We start from the raw sequence: 16,882 nt of genomic DNA, 5'->3' as shown, positions 1-16,882 counted from the left end.
CGCACCGGAACTGAACCCTAAATGAGCACTCGAAGGCGATGATGCTGAAACGCTCATCATCTTCATACCTCCCTGTTGGACTTCGGCCGAGCTTAGTGCTCGGCCTTTTTTTGTCTCGCCCTCTGTGCGAGGGGGCGCCTGCCCCGGGGGAAAGTTCTGGAAAATTGATCTCACGCCCTTATGATCGCGGAAAACAAACACATTTCCGATGTCGAGGGCGCATTGATGTTCCACCTACTCCGCCTTTTCACGGCCGCCGTGCTGCTGGCACTGATGGCCTCCATCTCGGTCGCACAGGAAAGCGCGGAATCGTCGTCAGGTGCGGTCGCGGCTCCGGTCGTCCCCGAAGATCTCACGCCCGAACAGGTTGACGACCTGGTGGCGCGGATGTCCGACGATCAGGTGCGCGCCCTGTTGCTGGAGCGTCTCGACGCGGTTGCGGCACAAGACAGCGAAGCTCAACAGTCCCGACGGGGCTTTGTCGCCTCCTTGACCGATACCGCCAATGCCATGATCGCATCCTGGCTGGATGTCATCCGCAAAGTCCCCACCCTCGTCACCAAACAGATCGAGGCGTTCGCCAATTTCGGGGCCGCCTTCGGAGCCGCCGGTCTGGCCACCTTGTTCGGTTACACCTTGCTGGCCCTTGCCATCGGCTATGCCGCCGAAAAGGCAGTCGGTCTCTGGACCAGGCGCTGGACTCGGGCCGAGCCGGGCGACGCCAATACCGACCTGCGCGGCGCCGTGACCTTTCTGTTTCGCCGCTTCTGCCGCGAGTTGCTGGGTCTGATCGTGTTCTACTACGTGCTGGTCTTCGTGGGCCGGCGCCTGCTGGACGAACAGCAGATCGCGCAGGTCGCGCCGTTTGTGTTCTACCTGATCTGGATTCCGCGGGTGGGAGCCGCGATATCCCGGTTCGTGCTGGCGCCAGAACGGTCGTCCCTGCGACTGGTGAACGTGAATGACCATTGGGCCAAGTATTTGCACCGCAACCTGATCGGGCTCTTCCTGCTGATCGGGTTCACCTTGTTCATCATCCGGTTCAACACGCTCAACGGCGTGCCGATGGAAGAAACGCGGATCGGTTTCTGGCTGAACACCTCGATCCACATCTACATCGCGCTGATCGCCTGGACCGCGCGCGAGGGACTGAGCGCCATGATGCGCGGGACCGACCCGGACCGGACCGAGTTCGATGAGCGGGTGGCGGATTACTATCCGTATTTCGCCATCGCCGTGTCGGTCGTCATGTGGCTGGTCGTCGAGTACATCGCCGCCACGAAAAACGCGACCATGCTGGCCGCTGCGGCCGGGGGCGCGCATTTCGAAACCATGTTCTGGCTGCTGATCGCGCCGGCGCTCGATACGCTGATCCGCGGCCTCGTGCGCCACCTGCAGCCGCCGATGATGGGCGACGGGCCGATTGCCGAGCGCGCCTACAAATCCACCAAGCGCAGCTATATCCGGATCGGCCGAGTCGTCGCCGGGATATTTGTCATCCTGATGATCGCCAATGCCTGGGATCTCGACCTTCAGGAAATCGCCGGCGCCGGAACCGATGCGGGCGGCAAGGTGATCCAGTTCTTCATCATTGCCGCGGTCGGTTACATCCTCAACGAAGTCGTGTCGCTGTGGATCAACCGCCGCCTGGCCAAGGAACAGACTGCCGCGGAGCAAAGCCCGGACGAGGAAGCCGGCGAAGGCGGCGGCGCGGGCGGATCGCGCCTGGCGACGGTGCTGCCGCTGCTGCGCGTGACTGCACAGGTCGCGATCGCGGTCATCTTCGGCCTGCTGGCGCTTGGCGCGCTCGGGCTCGACATCACCCCGCTTCTGGCCGGTGCCGGTATCCTGGGCCTGGCCATCGGCTTCGGCGCGCAGAAACTGGTATCGGACATCGTGGGCGGCATCTTCTTCCTGATAGACGATGCCTTCCGCGTGGGCGAATATGTCGATGTGGGCGGCACCACCGGCACGGTCGAGAAGATCTCGATCCGCTCGATGCAGCTGCGCCACCATCGCGGGCCGGTGCACACCATTCCCTATGGCGAGATCCAGAAACTGACCAACTACAGCCGCGACTGGGTCATCATGAAGCTGAAATTCACCGTGCCCTTCGACACCGACCCGAACAAGGTCAAGAAGATCTTCAAGAAGATCGGTGCCGAGATGATGGAAGATGAAACCCACAAGGACGGGTTCCTCCAGCCGTTCAAGTCGCAAGGCGTGTTCGACTTCGATGACGTAGGAATGATCATCCGCGGCAAGTTCATGGCCAAGCCGGGCAAGCAGTTCACCCTGCGCAAGGAAATCTTCAACCGGGTCAAGGCCGCCTTCAAGGAAAACGGCATCGACTTTGCCCGCCGCGAGGTGCGCGTTGCGATCCCCGGCCTGGACGAGGCCGAGCATCTGAGCGAAGAACAAAAAGCCTCCATCGGCGCGGCGGCCGCCGAAGCGGCCAACCAACAGGCTGCTGCGGAAGAAGGAAAGAAATAGCCGTTTCCACCCCGTCAGGCGGGAGCCAAAGGCGTGTTCAAAACCTTTATTCGAAGTGCCGCTGCAACCTGCCTGATCGCACTTTGCGGCACTGCGTATGCGCAGGACGCACATGGCGTCGTGGACACGCAGGTCGGCGATCTGGGCAGCAGCCCGGAAACCGAAACGGTCGGTTTTAGGCGCGGCTCGTTCGTCGTGGCCCCGATCCCGTTTTCCAACCCGACGATCGGATCGGGCCTGATCCTGGGCGCCGGGTACCTGTTTCAACTCGACGAGGGGTCCGACCCATCGGTCATCGGCGCGGGCGGGCTTCGGTCCGACAACGGGAGCAAGGCCGGCGGGGCCTCGGTGAGCTTCAAGTTCAACGACAATCGGTGGATCATCAAGGCGTTCTACGGCAAGGCCGACGTGCGCTATGACCTCTACACCGATGTCGGCATCCTGCCGATCCGCCAGGATGGCGTTCTGGGCCGGTTGAGCCTGTCCTACGGTGTCACGCCCGACCTGTCGTTCGGGGCGTCGGTCCGCTATCTCAACACCACCATCAACCCGGTCTTTCCCAACCTCCCGCCGATTCCGCCTCCGTTCAATCAGTTCCTGAACACCGAAATCGGCAACCTGGGGGTCGTCTCCGACTGGGACACGCGCGACGACACGATCTATCCGACCAGCGGCCACAACCTGCACTTTGAAGCCTACAAGGGATACGCGCTGAGCGGACTGGTCGATGACTATTCCAAGGCTTACGTGAATTTCACCAAGTATTTCAGCCTCGGTGCGAAAAGCGTTGTCGCCGGGCGCGTTTCCGTCTGCGGCTCTTCTTCGGAAACGCCGTTCTTCGACCAATGCGGCCTTGGTCCCGTGGACGCGTTCCGCGGTTTCTCGGCCACGCAATTCCTGAACCTGAACTCCGCGTCGCTGCAGGTCGAGTTCCGACAGCGTGTGACGGAGCGTATCGGCCTGGTCGCCTTCGGCGGCGCAGGTCAGGCCGGCCCGAGTTTCAGCGAGCTGAACGACGCCGGCACCCATGTGGCCTATGGCGTCGGCGCGCGCTATCGCGTCTCCAAGAAGTTTCCGTTGGATTTCTCGGTCGATCTCAGCCGCAACGACCAGCAGGAAAACAACCTATACATCTATGTCGGCCAACGGTTCTGACGCGTCTGCGCGTTCTTGCCACTTTCCCCCGGCGCGGCCATGGCCTAAAAGGCGCGAAAATCGGCCAGCTTGGGGACAGGACAGACGATGCAAGAGCCCGCGATCACACCAGACCTGATTGCCGCGCACGGGTTGAAGCCCGAGGAATACGACATGATCCTCGAAATCATCGGGCGCGAACCCACCTTCACCGAGCTCGGCATCTTTTCGGCCATGTGGAACGAGCACTGCTCGTACAAGTCCTCCAAGAAATGGCTCCGCACCTTGCCCACCTCGGGCCCGCAGGTCATCTGCGGCCCCGGTGAAAATGCGGGCGTGGTGGATATCGGGGACGGCCAGGCGGTCGTCTTCAAGATGGAGAGCCACAATCACCCGTCCTACATCGAGCCCTACCAGGGTGCGGCGACCGGTGTCGGCGGCATTCTGCGCGACGTGTTCACCATGGGTGCCCGCCCCATCGCGTCGATGAACGCGCTCAGTTTCGGCGAGCCCGCGCACCCCAAGACCCGACGGCTGGTCAACGGCGTGGTCGAAGGGATCGGCGGCTATGGCAACTGTTTCGGCGTGCCCTGTGTCGGCGGCGAGGTGCGGTTTCACCCCGCCTACAACGGCAACTGCCTGGTCAACGCCTTTGCGGCCGGCCTCGCGGACAGCGACAAGATCTTCTATTCCGCCGCCTCCGGCGTCGGCATGCCGGTCGTCTACCTGGGCGCCAAGACCGGGCGCGATGGCGTCGGCGGCGCGACCATGGCCAGCGCCGAATTCGACGACAGTATCGAGGAAAAGCGCCCCACCGTTCAGGTTGGCGACCCCTTCACCGAGAAACGCCTGATGGAGGCCTGCCTCGAACTGATGCAGACCGGGGCCGTGATCTCGATCCAGGACATGGGCGCGGCGGGACTGACCTGCTCGGCAGTCGAGATGGGCGACAAGGGCGGTCTGGGCATCCGGCTGGATCTGGACTCGGTGCCTCAGCGAGAAGAACGGATGACCGCCTACGAGATGATGCTGTCCGAAAGCCAGGAACGCATGTTGATGGTGCTGAAGCCCGAGAAAGAGGCCGAGGCCCGCGCGGTGTTCGAGAAATGGGATCTCGACTTTGCCATCGTCGGCGAAACAATCGCCGAGGATCGTTTCCAGATCATGCACAACGGCGAGATCAAGGCCGATCTGCCGTTGTCCAAACTGTCTTCGACCGCGCCCGAATACGACCGCCCCTGGGTGCCGACGCCGCCTGCCGCGCCGCTGGCCGAAGTGCCGCAGATCGACCCGATCGACGGCCTGCGCGCCCTGCTCGCCTCGCCCAACTACGCGGGCAAACAGTGGGTCTATGAACAATATGACACCATGGTCATGGCCGACACCGCCCGCACGCCGGGTCTGGGCGCCGGCATGGTCCGCGTGCACGGCACCGACAAGGTGCTGGCCTTCACCTCGGACGTGACCCCGCGCTATGTGCGGGCCAACCCCGAGGAAGGCGGCAAACAGGCGGTGGCCGAAGCTTATCGCAACCTGACGGCGGTGGGAGCCAAACCGCTGGCCACAACCGACAACCTGAACTTCGGCAACCCTGAAAAGCCGGACATCATGGGCCAGTTCGTCGGTGCCATCAAGGGCATCGGCGCGGCCTGTGCGGCTCTGGACATGCCCATCGTGTCGGGCAACGTCTCGCTCTACAACGAGACCGACGGTCAGGCGATCCTGCCCACACCAACGATCGGCGCCGTGGGCCTTCTCGATCACAGCGACCACATCATCGGCAACGAGGTGCGCGAAGGCCACGTCGCCTTGATCGTGGGCGAGACCCGGGGGCATCTGGGCCAGTCCGCTCTGCTGGCCGAGGTCTTCAACCGCGAGGACGGCGATGCCCCGCATGTCGATCTGGACGCCGAAAGGCGCAACGGGGACTTCATTCGCGCCCATCGCGACCTGATCAAGGCCTGCACGGATCTGGGCGACGGGGGACTGGCCCTGGCGGCCTTCGAACTGGCCGAGGCATCCGGCGTCGGCGTTCATCTGGACGATGCACCAACTGAAGTCCTGTTCGGAGAGGATCAGGCCCGATACCTGGTCGCCTGCAATTTCGATCAGGCCGAAGCCCTGATGATCGCGGCCGGACGGACCGGCGTGCCGATCGCCGCCGTCGGCCGGTTCACGGGCGACACCGTGCGCATCGGCGGCTCCGAAGCGCCCCTGGCGGAGCTGAGCCAGATCTTCCGCACGAGTTTCGCGGCGGCGGTGGCCTGATCGCGCGATCTCTTTTGGCCATTGGAAACACGGATGCCCTGCGGCGAAATACGCGCGAGGGCATTTCGATTTGCGACAGGCGCGCGCCCTTGCGCGGTCTGCCGCATCACTCTACATCTTGCTCAAGACATCAGGAGACACCCCACATGGCCATGGAAGCCCATGAAATCGAAAAGCTGATCCGGGAAAGCTTTCCACAGGCGAAGATCACCATCACCGATCTGGCCGGCGACGGGAATCACTATGCCGCCGAAGTGATCGATGAAAGCTTTCGCGGCAAGAACAGGGTCCAGCAGCAGCGCGCGGTCTATGCCGCCCTCAAGGGCAAGATGGATGGCAGCAATGGTGAGTTGCACGCGCTGGCCTTGACGACGAAAGTGCCTGAATGACCCCGTCGGTCTGGATGGCCCTGACCTGCGGCCCAGTTGCCGCGACAGGCTCGATCCGGAACTTTCGCATGGCGCTTGACCTGGAACGACACGCGGCGCCGATCCGTATGGCACTGTTTCTCGGGGGCTACCGGCCAAGACCGGCGGCGGCCATCCCAGGGTAACTGGTGCAACCCGCGACCGCCCGCACGACTCGAAAGGCATGATTCCGAAACAATGATGACCTGGCCGATCTGGATCGGTGCTTCGCTTGCGGCCCTTGTGGTTGCCGCCGCCCTGATCGAAGCCTATGTGAAATGAAACGCCGGACGCCCCCTGTCGGACATGCGCCCCGATCTGGAAGATGTGCACAGGGTTGCCGGGGTGGAACGCTCGGATCTTGACCCCGTTACACGGAAACGGGCAGAAGATCTGGGCTTGACGACTGTAACTGGCGGACCCTCAGCCGACCGCGATGACGAGCCGCCGCAGCGCAAAGGACAAGGAAACGCGAGATGACCGACGCAAAGAACCGGATCGACGAAACCGTCAAGGCCAATGACGTGGTGCTCTACATGAAGGGCACCAAGGAAATGCCGCAATGCGGGTTCTCTTCCCGCGTGGCCGGCGTGCTGAACTACATGGGCGTCGAATATGTGGATGTGAACGTTCTCGCCGACGACGAGATCCGGCAGGGCATCAAGGACTATTCCGACTGGCCCACGATTCCGCAGCTCTACGTCAAGGGCGAATTCGTCGGCGGCTGCGACATCATCACCGAAATGACGCTCTCGGGCGAACTGGACACCCTGTTCGAGGAAAACGGCGTCAGCTACAGCAAGGACGCGGCCGACAAGATCCGCGAGGCGAACGCCTCCTGACCCGGCCTATTCAGGACTCACGCAATCCTTCAGGACGATCTGCTCGCCGGTGTTATCGCCGGCGGGTTCATAACTGATCGTCGCGTCCCGGCCCTTGGAACGCAGCACATACCGCCCGCCGTCCCCGGCCGACACATACCGTATTCCCGAACCGCTGGGCGCCTGTTCGAGCACCACAAGCTCGCCGTCGATCATCATGAGGGCCAACCCGGTGCCGGAACCTGCTCGGACATATGTCACCGGCACGTCAACGCCCCGTTCGCAGGTGAACGTGACCGAGATGTAGTCCGGTTCGGCCTGCGCGTAGGACGCAGCGGCCAAGGCGGCCGCTCCCATCGCTGCCCGGGCCATCAAACCCTTCATCCTGACGCCTTCTCCTCGACCAGCGCGGCCAGCGCCTCGGCCCGGGCGGCAAGTTCGGCCAAGGTCTCGGTGACCAATGGCGGCACAACCGCCACCTCGATCCGCTCCGGTTGCGGCGCGGGCGCATTGCGGAGCTGCTGCAATTCGGCATCCCGTTCGGCCAGCTTCGCCTCGACCGCCTTGATCCGGTCCTCGGCCGCCGCCGCCTTGTCCGCCAGCATCAGGCCAGCCATCAGCAGCATCCGCGCCTCGGGCATCCGGCCGATCTGATCGGACAGAACCTGGGCCTCGTCATCCAGCATCTTGGCCGCTGCGAGCAGATAGGATTCCTCGCCATCCTGACAGGACACCTCAAAGGCCCGCCCGCCGATGTGAATGGTCACGTCGGGCATTATTCCACCTCCCCTTCCGCCAGATTGGCATTGGCCAGCAACGGCTCCAGCCGCGCCAGCACGGCGCGCGCCTCGGCGGCATCCGTGGCACGGACGGCCCGCAGCGCCTCCAGTTCCGTTTCGGTCGCGCGATTGAGCAGTTCGGGATCGGTAAGGCCGGATTCGGCGGCGGCCTTGAGTTGCGCGATCGTTTCGCGCAGTTGCTCGTTGGATTTGCGCAACCGCTGCAAATCGCCGTCCAGCCGCGCCATCGCCTCGCCGTGGCTCACCCGCTCCGCCCGCAGCATTTCGAGTTCGGCGCTGAGTTCCGCGACACGTTCCGAATTGGCCAGTTCCGCCTTGAGAGCGGCGATCTCGGCCTTGAGAGGTTCTGCATCCTCCACTGCCTCGAGCTTCTGGCGCAGCGCCGCGTTTTCGGCGGAAAGCCGGTCATTGTCGCCATTGTCCTCCAGCGCGGCTTCGGCGGCCCGGAGCCTCGCCGTGGTCTTGGCCAACTGCTGCTTGAGCTCGCCCACGTCCTCGCCCGCACCGATTTCGGCGCGCAGCGCCTCGATCTCGGCGCTGTGACGCTCCTTGAGGGCCTTGAGCCGTTCTTCCAGCTGGGCATTGGCAAGCTTTTCCTCGCGCAGTGCCTCTCTCAGCCCCGGATCCTGGCCGTCATTTGCCGGCATCTGTCCACCCAGCGCCTCGACGCCCGTGCTGATCCGCTCCATCGCGGCGGTGATGCGCCGGTGCAATTCCTGGATCTGGCTCATGCCTCTGCCACCTTCTGCCCAGAGTTGGTTTAGTTGGTACCGGGGTTCCGAATCGGAGCCGGCCGCCCATAGCACTAGTCTAACCAAACGGGGCGGAAAATACCCCCCCTTTGCTTTCAACGGCTTGCAGCGCACAGCTGACGCGTGTGCCGGCCACTGCGCCGGGTTCCGCTTGCACTTTGAGGGTTGAATGGTATTGAGCGCGCAATCCGCCGTAACTCAAAGGAACATCGCCCGTGGACCTGACTGCGCTGCGCAATGCCAATCCCGAACACTGGGACAAGGCTGCGGCTATCCGCACCCTGACACTCGACGCTGTCGCCGCCGCCAATTCCGGCCATTCCGGCATGCCGATGGGCATGGCCGACGTTGCCACCGTCTTGTTCGAAAAACACCTCAAGTTCGATGCCTCGGCCCCGAACTGGCCTGACCGGGATCGCTTCATCCTTTCGGCCGGGCACGGTTCGATGCTGATCTACTCGCTGCTCTATCTGACCGGCCATGCGGATGTGACGCTGGACGAGATCAAGAACTTCCGACAGCTTGGCGCCCGTACCGCAGGCCACCCCGAGAACTTTCTGATCGACGGCGTCGAGACCACCACCGGCCCGCTGGGCCAGGGCATCGCCAACGCGGTCGGCTTTGCCATGGCCGAGGAAATCCAGCGCGCGCATTACGGCAAGAAGATCGTCGATCACTACACCTACGTGATCGCGGGCGATGGGTGCTTGATGGAGGGCGTCAGCCAGGAGGCCATCACCCTGGCGGGTCGCCATGAACTGAGCAAACTCATCGTGTTCTGGGACAACAACAACATCACCATTGACGGGCCGGTGGACCTTGCCGACCGCACCGACCAGGTGAGGCGCTTTGCCGCCTCGGGCTGGCACGTCATCGAAATTGATGGCCACGACCCGATTGCGATCGACGCAGCCATCGCGCAGGCCAAGGCCTCCAGGAAGCCCACGATGATCGCCTGCGAAAGTCACATCGCGCTGGGTCATGCCGCGCAGGACACGGCAAAAGGCCATGGCGCACTGACCGATCAGGAGCAACTGAAAGCGGCCAAGGCAGCCTATAACTGGCCCCACGGCGCCTTCGAGGTTCCGGCTTCGGTCAAGTCCGCCTGGGAGGACATCGGCGCCCGCGGTGCAGCCGAGCGCAAAGCCTGGGAAGAACGCTTTGCCCAATTGTCCGAGCGCAAACAGGCCGAGTTCAACCGCGCCTACGCCTTCGAAGCGCCCAGGAAACTCGCCGGCGTGATCCGCGCGCTCAAGAAACAGGTTTCGCAGGAACAGCCCAAACTCGCCACGCGCGCCTCGTCCGAAAAGGTATTGAGCGTCGTGAACCCGGTAATGACCGAAACCGTCGGCGGCTCGGCCGATCTGACCGGCTCGAACAACACCAAGACTGGCGATCTGGGCGTCTTCGCGCCGGAAAACCGCAAGGGGCGCTACATCCACTACGGCATCCGTGAACACGGCATGGCGGCGGCGATGAACGGCATGGCCCTGCACGGGGGCATCCGCCCCTATGGCGGCACGTTCATGGCGTTCACCGACTATGCGCGCCCCTCGATGCGCCTGGCGGCCCTGATGAAGATCCCCAGCGTTTTCGTCATGACGCATGATTCCATCGGCCTGGGAGAAGACGGGCCGACCCACCAGCCGGTCGAGCACCTTGCCATCTCTCGCGCAACACCGAACACCTATGTGTTCCGCCCCGCCGACACCGTGGAAACCGCCGAAGCCTGGGAACTGGCGCTGACCTTCAAATCCAGCCCGTCGGTCCTGTCGCTGACGCGCCAAGGCGTTCCGACCGTCCGGACCGAGCACAAGGCCAAGAACCTGGTCGCGCAGGGCGCCTATGTTCTGGCCGAAGCCGAGGGCAAGCGTCGGGCCATCCTGATCGCCACCGGGTCCGAGGTCTCGATCGCGCTGGAGGCGCGCGCAGCCCTTCAGGCCGAAGGCATCGGCACCCGCGTGGTCTCGATGCCCTGCATGGAGCTGTTCGCCGAGCAGGACGAAGCCTATCGCAAACGCGTGCTGCCGGCCGGTCCCGTGCGCGTCGGCATCGAAGCGGCGGTGCGCGCCGGCGGTTGGGATCGCTGGCTTCTGGGCGAGCGCGGGCGCGAGGCCAAGGCAGGTTTCATCGGTATGTCGAGCTTCGGCGCGTCAGCACCGGCAGGCGATCTCTACAAGCATTTCGGGATCACCGCCGAAGCCACGGTCGCCAAAGTGAAAGAACTGTTGGGCTGACCGGCACTACCTGTCGAAAAACAAACGCCGATCCTGAAGGGGTCGGCGTTTTCTGTCTCAATCCGCAGAACTATCCCGGAGGCGAATAGACCTCTTTCACCTTTTCGAACGTCTCCAGCGCGTCCTTGAAATCGTTCCAGTCATAGAGCGGGATTGTCTTGATGTCCTCGTTGGACCCCAAGACGTTTGCGACCAATTCGACAGCCAGGTAATCGCTCGTCTTCGGAACATCGCAGATAAAGGCGATGTGATGGTCCTGTCCGATCAGGCCGTAAAGCCCCACCAGTTTCCCGCCCGCGGCCTCAACCGCCTTGCGCGCCATCTCTTCGCGGTTGAGTTCTCCTTCGACAATTGCCGTCAAGGCGTCCGGTGTGTACCGGGCCATCAACATGAACAGTGCCATACGCTCCTCCCAAAACGGAACCGTGCGACGCTCACCAAACTTCGCGCACACCCGATCATATCATCGAAGCGCGGATGGCGCACCGATGCGCCGGACCTGAGAGCCCAGCCCGCGTCAGTGCGGAGATTTCTCCGACCCGAACCTTGCAACAAGCGGTGCGACCGCATTGGTCGCGACAGGGATCAGGAGCAGTCCGAGGGCAAGTCCGAAAACCCCATCCATGGTCGCCTTCGCCAGCCATTCCACGACGGACGCCCATTGTTTCGGCACCGCGTGCCCCACGGCATAGGCCCAATCGTGAATGAGATGTCCCAGCCAGCCATAGCCCAGTTCCTCCAACCCGTGCACCACGATCGATCCGCCGACCCACAGCATCGCCGCGGTTCCGATGATCGTCAGCAGCCGCATGAAACCTGGCATGGCCCGCACCACCCCGCGCCCCATCGCGCGGGTGAAACCGAACCGACCGTTCTGCGCGACGAACAGCCCGACATCGTCGGCCTTCACGATCAGTGCAACGGACCCGTAGACCGCCACCGTGATGCCCACCCCGGCCACGGCCAAGGTCGCCGCCTCCATCCAGAAACTGCTCTGCGGAATCGCGGCGAGGATGATGGTCATGATCTCGGCCGACAGGATGAAGTCTGTCTTGATCGCCCCCGCCGCCTTCTTTTCTTCCAGATGCAGGGGATCGCCCGGTTCGTCCTCCTTGAACACGTGGGTGTGGTCATGAGGCACCAGCGCATGATAGACCTTTTCCGCCCCCTCAAAGCACAGATAGGCCCCCCCCAGCATCAGAAGCGGCGCGATCAGCCAGGGCGCGAAATTCGACAGGGCGAGCGCCACCGGCAACAGGATCAGCAGCTTGTTGCGGATCGAGCCCCGGGCGATCTTCCAGATGATCGGCAGCTCGCGCGCCGGCGCGAAACCTTGGACGTATTTCGGCGTGACCGCCGCATCGTCGATCACGGCCCCGGCAGCCTTGGCGCTGGCCTTGGCCGCGTTTGCGGCCACGTCATCCACCGACGCCGCCGCCACCTTGGCGATGCCCGCCACATCGTCCAACAAGGCCAGAAGACCGCTCATCCTCACATCCTTCCGTTCAACCCGCCGCCCTCGAACCCTACCCGATCCAAAGCTTAGCGCAAGCGTTAGCGCAACCGGACAAGGTTTGCGCTAACATGTTCATTTTGCGGCCTTTTTGCCCTTTTTGCCGGCGCAAGGCCCGTCTATACGGCCAGCAAGTTTTTCGTCTTTCGGAGTCGCAATATGACCATCAAGGTTGGCATCAACGGTTTTGGCCGTATCGGCCGCTGCACCCTCGCTCATATCGCCGCATCGGGCCGCGACGACATCGAAGTGATCAAGGTGAACGCCACCGGCCCCTTGGAAACCGCCGCTCACCTGATCAAGTATGACAGCGTCCATGGCCGCTTTCCCGGCGACGTCACCATCGGCGACGGCACCATGAACCTGGGCCGCGGCGACATGCAGATGTTTTCGACCTACGATCTGAACGAGCTGGACTGGGACGGCTGCGACGTGGTGCTGGAATGCACCGGCAAGTTCAACGACGGCACCAAGGCCAAGGTGCATCTGGAACGCGGCGCGAAAAAAGTGCTGCTGTCCGCCCCAGGCAAGAACGTGGACAAGACCATTGTTTTCGGCGTGAACGAGGATCGGCTCGAACCCGGCGACCGGATGATCTCGAACGGTTCCTGCACCACCAACTGCCTGGCCCCTCTGGCCAAGGTTCTGGACGAAGGCATCGGCATCGAACAGGGCATCATGACCACGATCCACGCCTATACCGGGGACCAGCCGACGCTCGACCGGCGCCACAGTGACCTCTATCGCGCACGGGCCGCTGCCATGTCGATGATCCCGACCACCACCGGCGCGGCGAAGGCGCTGGGCGAGGTGCTGCCGCGTCTCAAGGGACGGTTGGACGGATCGGCCATCCGCGTTCCGACCCCGAATGTCTCGGCCGTCGATCTGACGTTCCGCGCCGCCCGCGACGTCACCGTCGACGAGGTCAACGCGATCGTCCGGGAAGCGGCCGAAGGTCCGATGAAGCGCGTCCTGGGTTATGAACCCGCGCCGCTGGTCTCGACCGACTTCAACCACACCGAGGAAAGCTCGATCTTCGCCCCGGACCAGACCCGCGTGGTCGAAAACCGTTTGGTGCGCGTACTGGCCTGGTACGACAACGAGTGGGGGTTCTCGGTCCGCATGGCCGACGTGGCCGTGGCCATGGGCAAACTCGGCTGAATTTCATCCAACTCCTTGAAAGAAAACGCCCGCTCGGGTTATCTGGGCGGGCGAAACCTGTTCCGGACCCCCAATGACAAACCAGATCGCCATTTGGTTCCTGGTTCTCCTGCTCGGAGCGGTCATGCTCGACTATGCCCTGTTCGGTCCCGAACACCTTCTGTTTCTCGGCAAAAAGCTCTTCGCCCTGCTCGACTGGCTGGCGTTCTGGCGCTAGCCGGAGCTTTCGCTTGACTTTTTGCCAATAATCCTCATGTTAGCGCTAACCTTCCACGGCGGAAAGATACGAAGGAGCGGGCCATGACACTCAATCTTGCGATCAACGGATTTGGACGCATCGGACGCGGAGTGTTGCAGGCCGCCATGGAAAGCCGCCGCGACGATGTTCGGATCGTGGCGATCAACGATTTGGCGCCGGCCGAGACCAACGCGCATCTCTTCGAATTCGACAGCGTCCATGGGCGCTATGCCGGACCCGTGGAGTTGACCGCGGACCATCTGGATGTCGGTGGCGGCCCGATCCGCCTCAGCAGCCAGCGCAACCCCGAAGACCTTGCCTGGTCCGACGTGGATGTGGTTCTGGACTGCACTGGCGTGTTCCGCACATACGAGACCGCCGCCCGCCATTTCGAGAATGGATCGGGCAAGGTGCTGATTTCGGCTCCCGCGCGGGGCGATACGCCGGTCAAGACCGTGGTCTTCGGGGTCAACGATGCCGAACTGACCGCCGAGCACCGGATCGTATCCAACGCGTCCTGCACCACCAACTGCCTGGCTCCGGTTGCGGCAGCGCTGGATGCCGGGCTGGGCATACGGCACGGATCGATGACGACCGTGCACGCCTATACGGTCAGTCAGCCGGTGCATGACACGGCGACGAAAGACCCCTACAGATCCCGCGCCGCGGCCTTGTCGATGATTCCCAGCACCACCGGCGCGGCAGCCGCGGTGGGTCTGGTTCTGCCGCAACTCGCGGGCAAACTCAGCGGGCAGGCGATCCGCGTGCCGACCCCGAACGTCTCGGTCGTCGATCTGGTCGTCGAAGTGGCCCGTCCGACATCGGTTGACGAAGTCAACGCCTTGCTGACCCGGACGGCCGAACGCATTCCGGCCGTGCTCGCGGTCGAGACCCGCCCCCTTGTGTCGGTCGATTTCAACCACGATCCGCACAGTTCCATCGTGTCTTTGTCCGAAACCACCGTGACCGACGGCACCCTTGTGCGCGTGCTCGCCTGGTACGACAACGAATGGGGGTTTTCCAACCGGATGCTCGACACCGCCGCGCGGATGGGCGCGCTATCCAAGCCGGTCGGTCAGAGCCTGGTTAACGCGCGGCGTGACGAATTTCGACACATCCCCGCCTAGGCGCGCAATCTCCTTGACCAGTTTCGAGGCAATGGCCTGACGCCGTGCATCGGCCATCAGGAACACGGTTTCCACCGTATCATCCAGCGCACGGTTCATGCCGACCATCTGGAACTCGTACTCGAAATCCGCCACGGCGCGCAGACCGCGCACGATGATCTGCGCGCCCACGTCGTGGGCGCAGTCGATCAGCAGATTTTCGAACGGATGCGCGACGATCTCGGTTCCGGTCTGTTCCGACAGATGCACGCTTTCCGCTTCGATCATCGCGACACGTTCTTCCAGCGTGAAGAGCGGACCCTTGTCCCGGTTGATCGCGACGCCGATCACCAGCTTGTCCACCAGAGCGGCCGCGCGGCGGATGATGTCGATGTGGCCCAAGGTGATCGGATCGAAGGTGCCGGGATACAAACCCACCCGCATGACGCTCTCCTGCGCAAGAATATTTCTGCGGAGGCAAACACATCTTTGCTGCGGGTGCAAGGGCGCGCCCCGGCCGGCGCGTCCCGGGTTTTCGGTCGGGAGGGGTCAGTGCCCCATGATCATGCCTTCCAGCGCGTCCTTTTCCATGGCGAGTTCAGTCAGTTGCGCCTTGACCGCGTCGCCCAGCGTCACGATGCCGACCAGCTTGCCCTCTTCGACCACGGGCATGTGGCGGAAACGCCCCTCGGTCATCTGGGACAGGATGTCCTGAACGCTGGACTGCGTGGTGCATGTGACCAGTTCGCTGGTCATGTAGGCGCTGACCGGCTGCGTCAGACAGCCGCTGCCGCTGGCCGCGAGTTCCCGGACGATGTCGCGCTCGGACAGGATCCCGGCGGCCGTCTGCCCGTCGTCATCCGAAACCACGACCGTGCCGATCCGTTTCTCGGCAAGGATCCTTGCGGCCTCGGATACGGTTGCCGAAGAGCCGACGGTAACCACCTCCGAGGTTGCCTTGGATTTCAAAATGGCCTGTACGAGCATATGCCACACCTCCGGAATATCATTACCTTTAACAAAGCGTTGCCGGATTGCCCCGCCCTGTCAAGCAGAAGCGAGCGCCTCGAGCCGCGCAACCTCGTCGCGGATGCCACGGCTCAACGCTTCGGCAAATCGGTTGAGTCGTTCGTTGCGTTTGTCCCCCAGGTGCCGGACCAGATAGAAGCTGCGCGTCAGGCTGATCTCCCGCGTCAGAATCCGCGCCAGCTCGGGATGAAACGGCAACGTGAAGTCATGCGCGACACAGACGCCCGAACCAAGCGAGACCTGCCGCAACTGGACCGAAACCGAGTTCGAGGACAAGGCCACCCGCTCGATGCCGATGTCGTTCAAGTAGTCCAATTCCCTGTCAAAAACCATGTCGGGGATGTAACCGATCATCCGGTGCCCGCTCAGATCCTCCAGCGTCGCTATCGGCGGGAACGCGGCCAGATAGCCGCGCGTCGCGACCATGTGCAGCTTGTAGTCGGTGATCTTCTGGACCAGCAACTGCCCGGCCGTCGGCGCGCTGACGGTGATCGCCATGTCGGCCTCGCGCCGGGACAGGTTGATGATCCGCGGCAGCGCTAGGATCTGAATGTCGAGGTCGGGATTGGAGTCGCTGATTTTCGCGCAGACCTGCGGCAAAAGGTAGTTGGCGCTGCCATCGGGCGCACCGATGCGGATCTGGCCCGACAGTTTTTCCGCCGGCCCGGCCATTGCGCCCGCAGCGGCGCGCATCGCCTCTTCGGCCTGTTCCCCGTGCGTCAGCAACCGCTCCCCGGCGGCCGTCAGCACATATCCCTGGGGCGATCTCGTGAACAGCGGCGCGGCCAGGGCGGATTCCAGCCGTGAAATGCGCCGTCCGACCGTGGCCGGATCCAGTTTCAACTGCTTGCCCGCCCCCGACAGGCTTTCCTGCCGCGCGACGGCCAGAAATACCTTCATGTCGTCCCAATTCGGCTCCATCC

17 protein-coding genes are annotated in these 16,882 nt (G+C 63.2%); 9 read left to right on the top strand and 8 right to left on the bottom strand.

Going from position 1 to position 16,882, the window contains the following annotated elements; all coding sequences use genetic code 11:
* Positions 1–225 precede the first annotated feature (225 nt).
* From AC2FNJ_RS02400 to grxD, 5 genes are all read left to right on the top strand, one after another.
* On the top strand, positions 226–2,493 hold the full coding sequence (locus tag AC2FNJ_RS02400) for a mechanosensitive ion channel family protein (RefSeq protein WP_496762118.1): 2,268 nt from the start codon (positions 226–228) through the stop codon (positions 2,491–2,493).
* Positions 2,494–2,526: 33 nt separating this feature from the next.
* Entirely contained in the window at positions 2,527–3,648 is a 1,122-nt protein-coding gene (locus AC2FNJ_RS02395) for a BamA/TamA family outer membrane protein (protein ID WP_496762116.1), read from the top strand.
* 87 nt (positions 3,649–3,735) lie between these two features.
* Positions 3,736–5,895: a phosphoribosylformylglycinamidine synthase subunit PurL gene (gene purL, locus AC2FNJ_RS02390; RefSeq protein ID WP_496762114.1), complete on the top strand. Its 2,160-nt coding sequence runs from the start codon at positions 3,736–3,738 to the stop codon at positions 5,893–5,895.
* 146 nt (positions 5,896–6,041) lie between these two features.
* A complete protein-coding gene (locus AC2FNJ_RS02385) occupies positions 6,042–6,284 on the top strand; it encodes a BolA/IbaG family iron-sulfur metabolism protein (protein ID WP_496762112.1) in 243 nt (80 codons plus the stop codon).
* A 494-nt stretch (positions 6,285–6,778) separates the two neighbouring features.
* Positions 6,779–7,144 carry a Grx4 family monothiol glutaredoxin gene (grxD, locus tag AC2FNJ_RS02380; protein WP_496762111.1) on the top strand — a complete coding sequence of 122 codons (366 nt, stop codon included), beginning with the start codon at positions 6,779–6,781 and terminating at the stop codon, positions 7,142–7,144.
* Positions 7,145–7,150: 6 nt separating this feature from the next.
* On the opposite strand, the gene AC2FNJ_RS02375 is transcribed toward grxD, so the two are convergent.
* The 3 genes from AC2FNJ_RS02375 to AC2FNJ_RS02365 are packed head-to-tail and all read right to left on the bottom strand — an operon-like array spanning position 7,151 to position 8,654.
* The gene (locus tag AC2FNJ_RS02375; protein ID WP_496762109.1) at positions 7,151–7,507 is read right to left on the bottom strand and encodes an MliC family protein; all 357 of its coding nucleotides are present in this window, start codon (positions 7,505–7,507) and stop codon (positions 7,151–7,153) included.
* Positions 7,504–7,899 (bottom strand): cell division protein ZapA, encoded by a 396-nt coding sequence (locus tag AC2FNJ_RS02370; protein ID WP_496762108.1) that lies wholly within the window; start codon positions 7,897–7,899, stop codon positions 7,504–7,506. Before AC2FNJ_RS02370 ends, AC2FNJ_RS02375 begins: the two co-directional genes overlap by 4 nt.
* Positions 7,899–8,654 (bottom strand): hypothetical protein, encoded by a 756-nt coding sequence (locus AC2FNJ_RS02365; RefSeq protein WP_496762107.1) that lies wholly within the window; start codon positions 8,652–8,654, stop codon positions 7,899–7,901. Before AC2FNJ_RS02365 ends, AC2FNJ_RS02370 begins: the two co-directional genes overlap by 1 nt.
* Positions 8,655–8,890: 236 nt before the next feature.
* On the opposite strand from AC2FNJ_RS02365, the gene tkt reads away from it, so the two are divergent.
* Positions 8,891–10,912, top strand: a complete 2,022-nt coding sequence (gene tkt / locus AC2FNJ_RS02360) for a transketolase (protein WP_496762105.1) — start codon at positions 8,891–8,893, stop codon at positions 10,910–10,912.
* A 70-nt stretch (positions 10,913–10,982) separates the two neighbouring features.
* Here tkt and AC2FNJ_RS02355 read toward each other — a convergent pair whose 3' ends face one another.
* Positions 10,983–11,315, bottom strand: coding sequence for a GYD domain-containing protein (locus AC2FNJ_RS02355; protein ID WP_496762104.1), 333 nt, complete (start codon positions 11,313–11,315; stop codon positions 10,983–10,985).
* Between the two features lie 114 nt (positions 11,316–11,429).
* On the bottom strand, positions 11,430–12,401 hold the full coding sequence (locus tag AC2FNJ_RS02350) for a DUF808 domain-containing protein (RefSeq protein WP_496762102.1): 972 nt from the start codon (positions 12,399–12,401) through the stop codon (positions 11,430–11,432).
* A gap of 183 nt (positions 12,402–12,584) precedes the next feature.
* Between AC2FNJ_RS02350 and gap (AC2FNJ_RS02345) the strand changes: the two genes are divergently transcribed.
* The 3 genes from gap (AC2FNJ_RS02345) to gap (AC2FNJ_RS02335) all read left to right on the top strand — a co-directional run bounded on the left by gap (AC2FNJ_RS02345) (position 12,585) and on the right by gap (AC2FNJ_RS02335) (position 14,951).
* Complete coding sequence (gene gap, locus AC2FNJ_RS02345; RefSeq protein ID WP_496762100.1) at positions 12,585–13,586, top strand: type I glyceraldehyde-3-phosphate dehydrogenase; 1,002 nt, start codon at positions 12,585–12,587, stop codon at positions 13,584–13,586.
* A gap of 73 nt (positions 13,587–13,659) precedes the next feature.
* Positions 13,660–13,803 (top strand): hypothetical protein, encoded by a 144-nt coding sequence (locus AC2FNJ_RS02340; protein ID WP_496762099.1) that lies wholly within the window; start codon positions 13,660–13,662, stop codon positions 13,801–13,803.
* 83 nt (positions 13,804–13,886) lie between these two features.
* Complete coding sequence (gene gap, locus AC2FNJ_RS02335; RefSeq protein WP_496762097.1) at positions 13,887–14,951, top strand: type I glyceraldehyde-3-phosphate dehydrogenase; 1,065 nt, start codon at positions 13,887–13,889, stop codon at positions 14,949–14,951.
* On the opposite strand, the gene coaD is transcribed toward gap (AC2FNJ_RS02335), so the two are convergent.
* From coaD to AC2FNJ_RS02320, 3 genes are all read right to left on the bottom strand, one after another.
* Positions 14,883–15,374, bottom strand: coding sequence for a pantetheine-phosphate adenylyltransferase (coaD, locus tag AC2FNJ_RS02330; protein WP_496762096.1), 492 nt, complete (start codon positions 15,372–15,374; stop codon positions 14,883–14,885). The two genes, gap (AC2FNJ_RS02335) and coaD, sit on opposite strands and share 69 nt — an antisense overlap.
* Before the next feature lie 105 nt (positions 15,375–15,479).
* Positions 15,480–15,917: a CBS domain-containing protein gene (locus tag AC2FNJ_RS02325; RefSeq protein WP_496762094.1), complete on the bottom strand. Its 438-nt coding sequence runs from the start codon at positions 15,915–15,917 to the stop codon at positions 15,480–15,482.
* Between the two features lie 60 nt (positions 15,918–15,977).
* A complete protein-coding gene (locus AC2FNJ_RS02320; RefSeq protein ID WP_496762092.1) occupies positions 15,978–16,880 on the bottom strand; it encodes a LysR family transcriptional regulator in 903 nt (300 codons plus the stop codon).
* Positions 16,881–16,882: the final 2 nt, after the last annotated feature.

Source organism: Ruegeria sp. BHSB196, assembly GCF_059613135.1.
This window is presented reverse-complemented; position numbering and strand designations above follow the sequence as displayed.

Bases quoted from the DNA above. Each gene is read 5' to 3' on its own strand.
- gap (WP_496762100.1), top strand. From the start codon at position 12,585: ATGACCATCAAGGTTGGCATCAACGGTTTTGGCCGTATCGGCCGCTGC.
- AC2FNJ_RS02340 (WP_496762099.1), top strand. From the start codon at position 13,660: ATGACAAACCAGATCGCCATTTGGTTCCTGGTTCTCCTGCTCGGAGCG.
- grxD (WP_496762111.1), top strand. From the start codon at position 6,779: ATGACCGACGCAAAGAACCGGATCGACGAAACCGTCAAGGCCAATGAC.
- AC2FNJ_RS02385 (WP_496762112.1), top strand. From the start codon at position 6,042: ATGGCCATGGAAGCCCATGAAATCGAAAAGCTGATCCGGGAAAGCTTT.
- AC2FNJ_RS02350 (WP_496762102.1), bottom strand. From the start codon at position 12,401: ATGAGCGGTCTTCTGGCCTTGTTGGACGATGTGGCGGGCATCGCCAAG.
- AC2FNJ_RS02370 (WP_496762108.1), bottom strand. From the start codon at position 7,899: ATGCCCGACGTGACCATTCACATCGGCGGGCGGGCCTTTGAGGTGTCC.
- AC2FNJ_RS02355 (WP_496762104.1), bottom strand. From the start codon at position 11,315: ATGGCACTGTTCATGTTGATGGCCCGGTACACACCGGACGCCTTGACG.
- AC2FNJ_RS02325 (WP_496762094.1), bottom strand. From the start codon at position 15,917: ATGCTCGTACAGGCCATTTTGAAATCCAAGGCAACCTCGGAGGTGGTT.
- AC2FNJ_RS02400 (WP_496762118.1), top strand. From the start codon at position 226: ATGTTCCACCTACTCCGCCTTTTCACGGCCGCCGTGCTGCTGGCACTG.
- purL (WP_496762114.1), top strand. From the start codon at position 3,736: ATGCAAGAGCCCGCGATCACACCAGACCTGATTGCCGCGCACGGGTTG.
- coaD (WP_496762096.1), bottom strand. From the start codon at position 15,374: ATGCGGGTGGGTTTGTATCCCGGCACCTTCGATCCGATCACCTTGGGC.
- AC2FNJ_RS02320 (WP_496762092.1), bottom strand. From the start codon at position 16,880: ATGGAGCCGAATTGGGACGACATGAAGGTATTTCTGGCCGTCGCGCGG.
- AC2FNJ_RS02365 (WP_496762107.1), bottom strand. From the start codon at position 8,654: ATGAGCCAGATCCAGGAATTGCACCGGCGCATCACCGCCGCGATGGAG.
- AC2FNJ_RS02375 (WP_496762109.1), bottom strand. From the start codon at position 7,507: ATGAAGGGTTTGATGGCCCGGGCAGCGATGGGAGCGGCCGCCTTGGCC.
- gap (WP_496762097.1), top strand. From the start codon at position 13,887: ATGACACTCAATCTTGCGATCAACGGATTTGGACGCATCGGACGCGGA.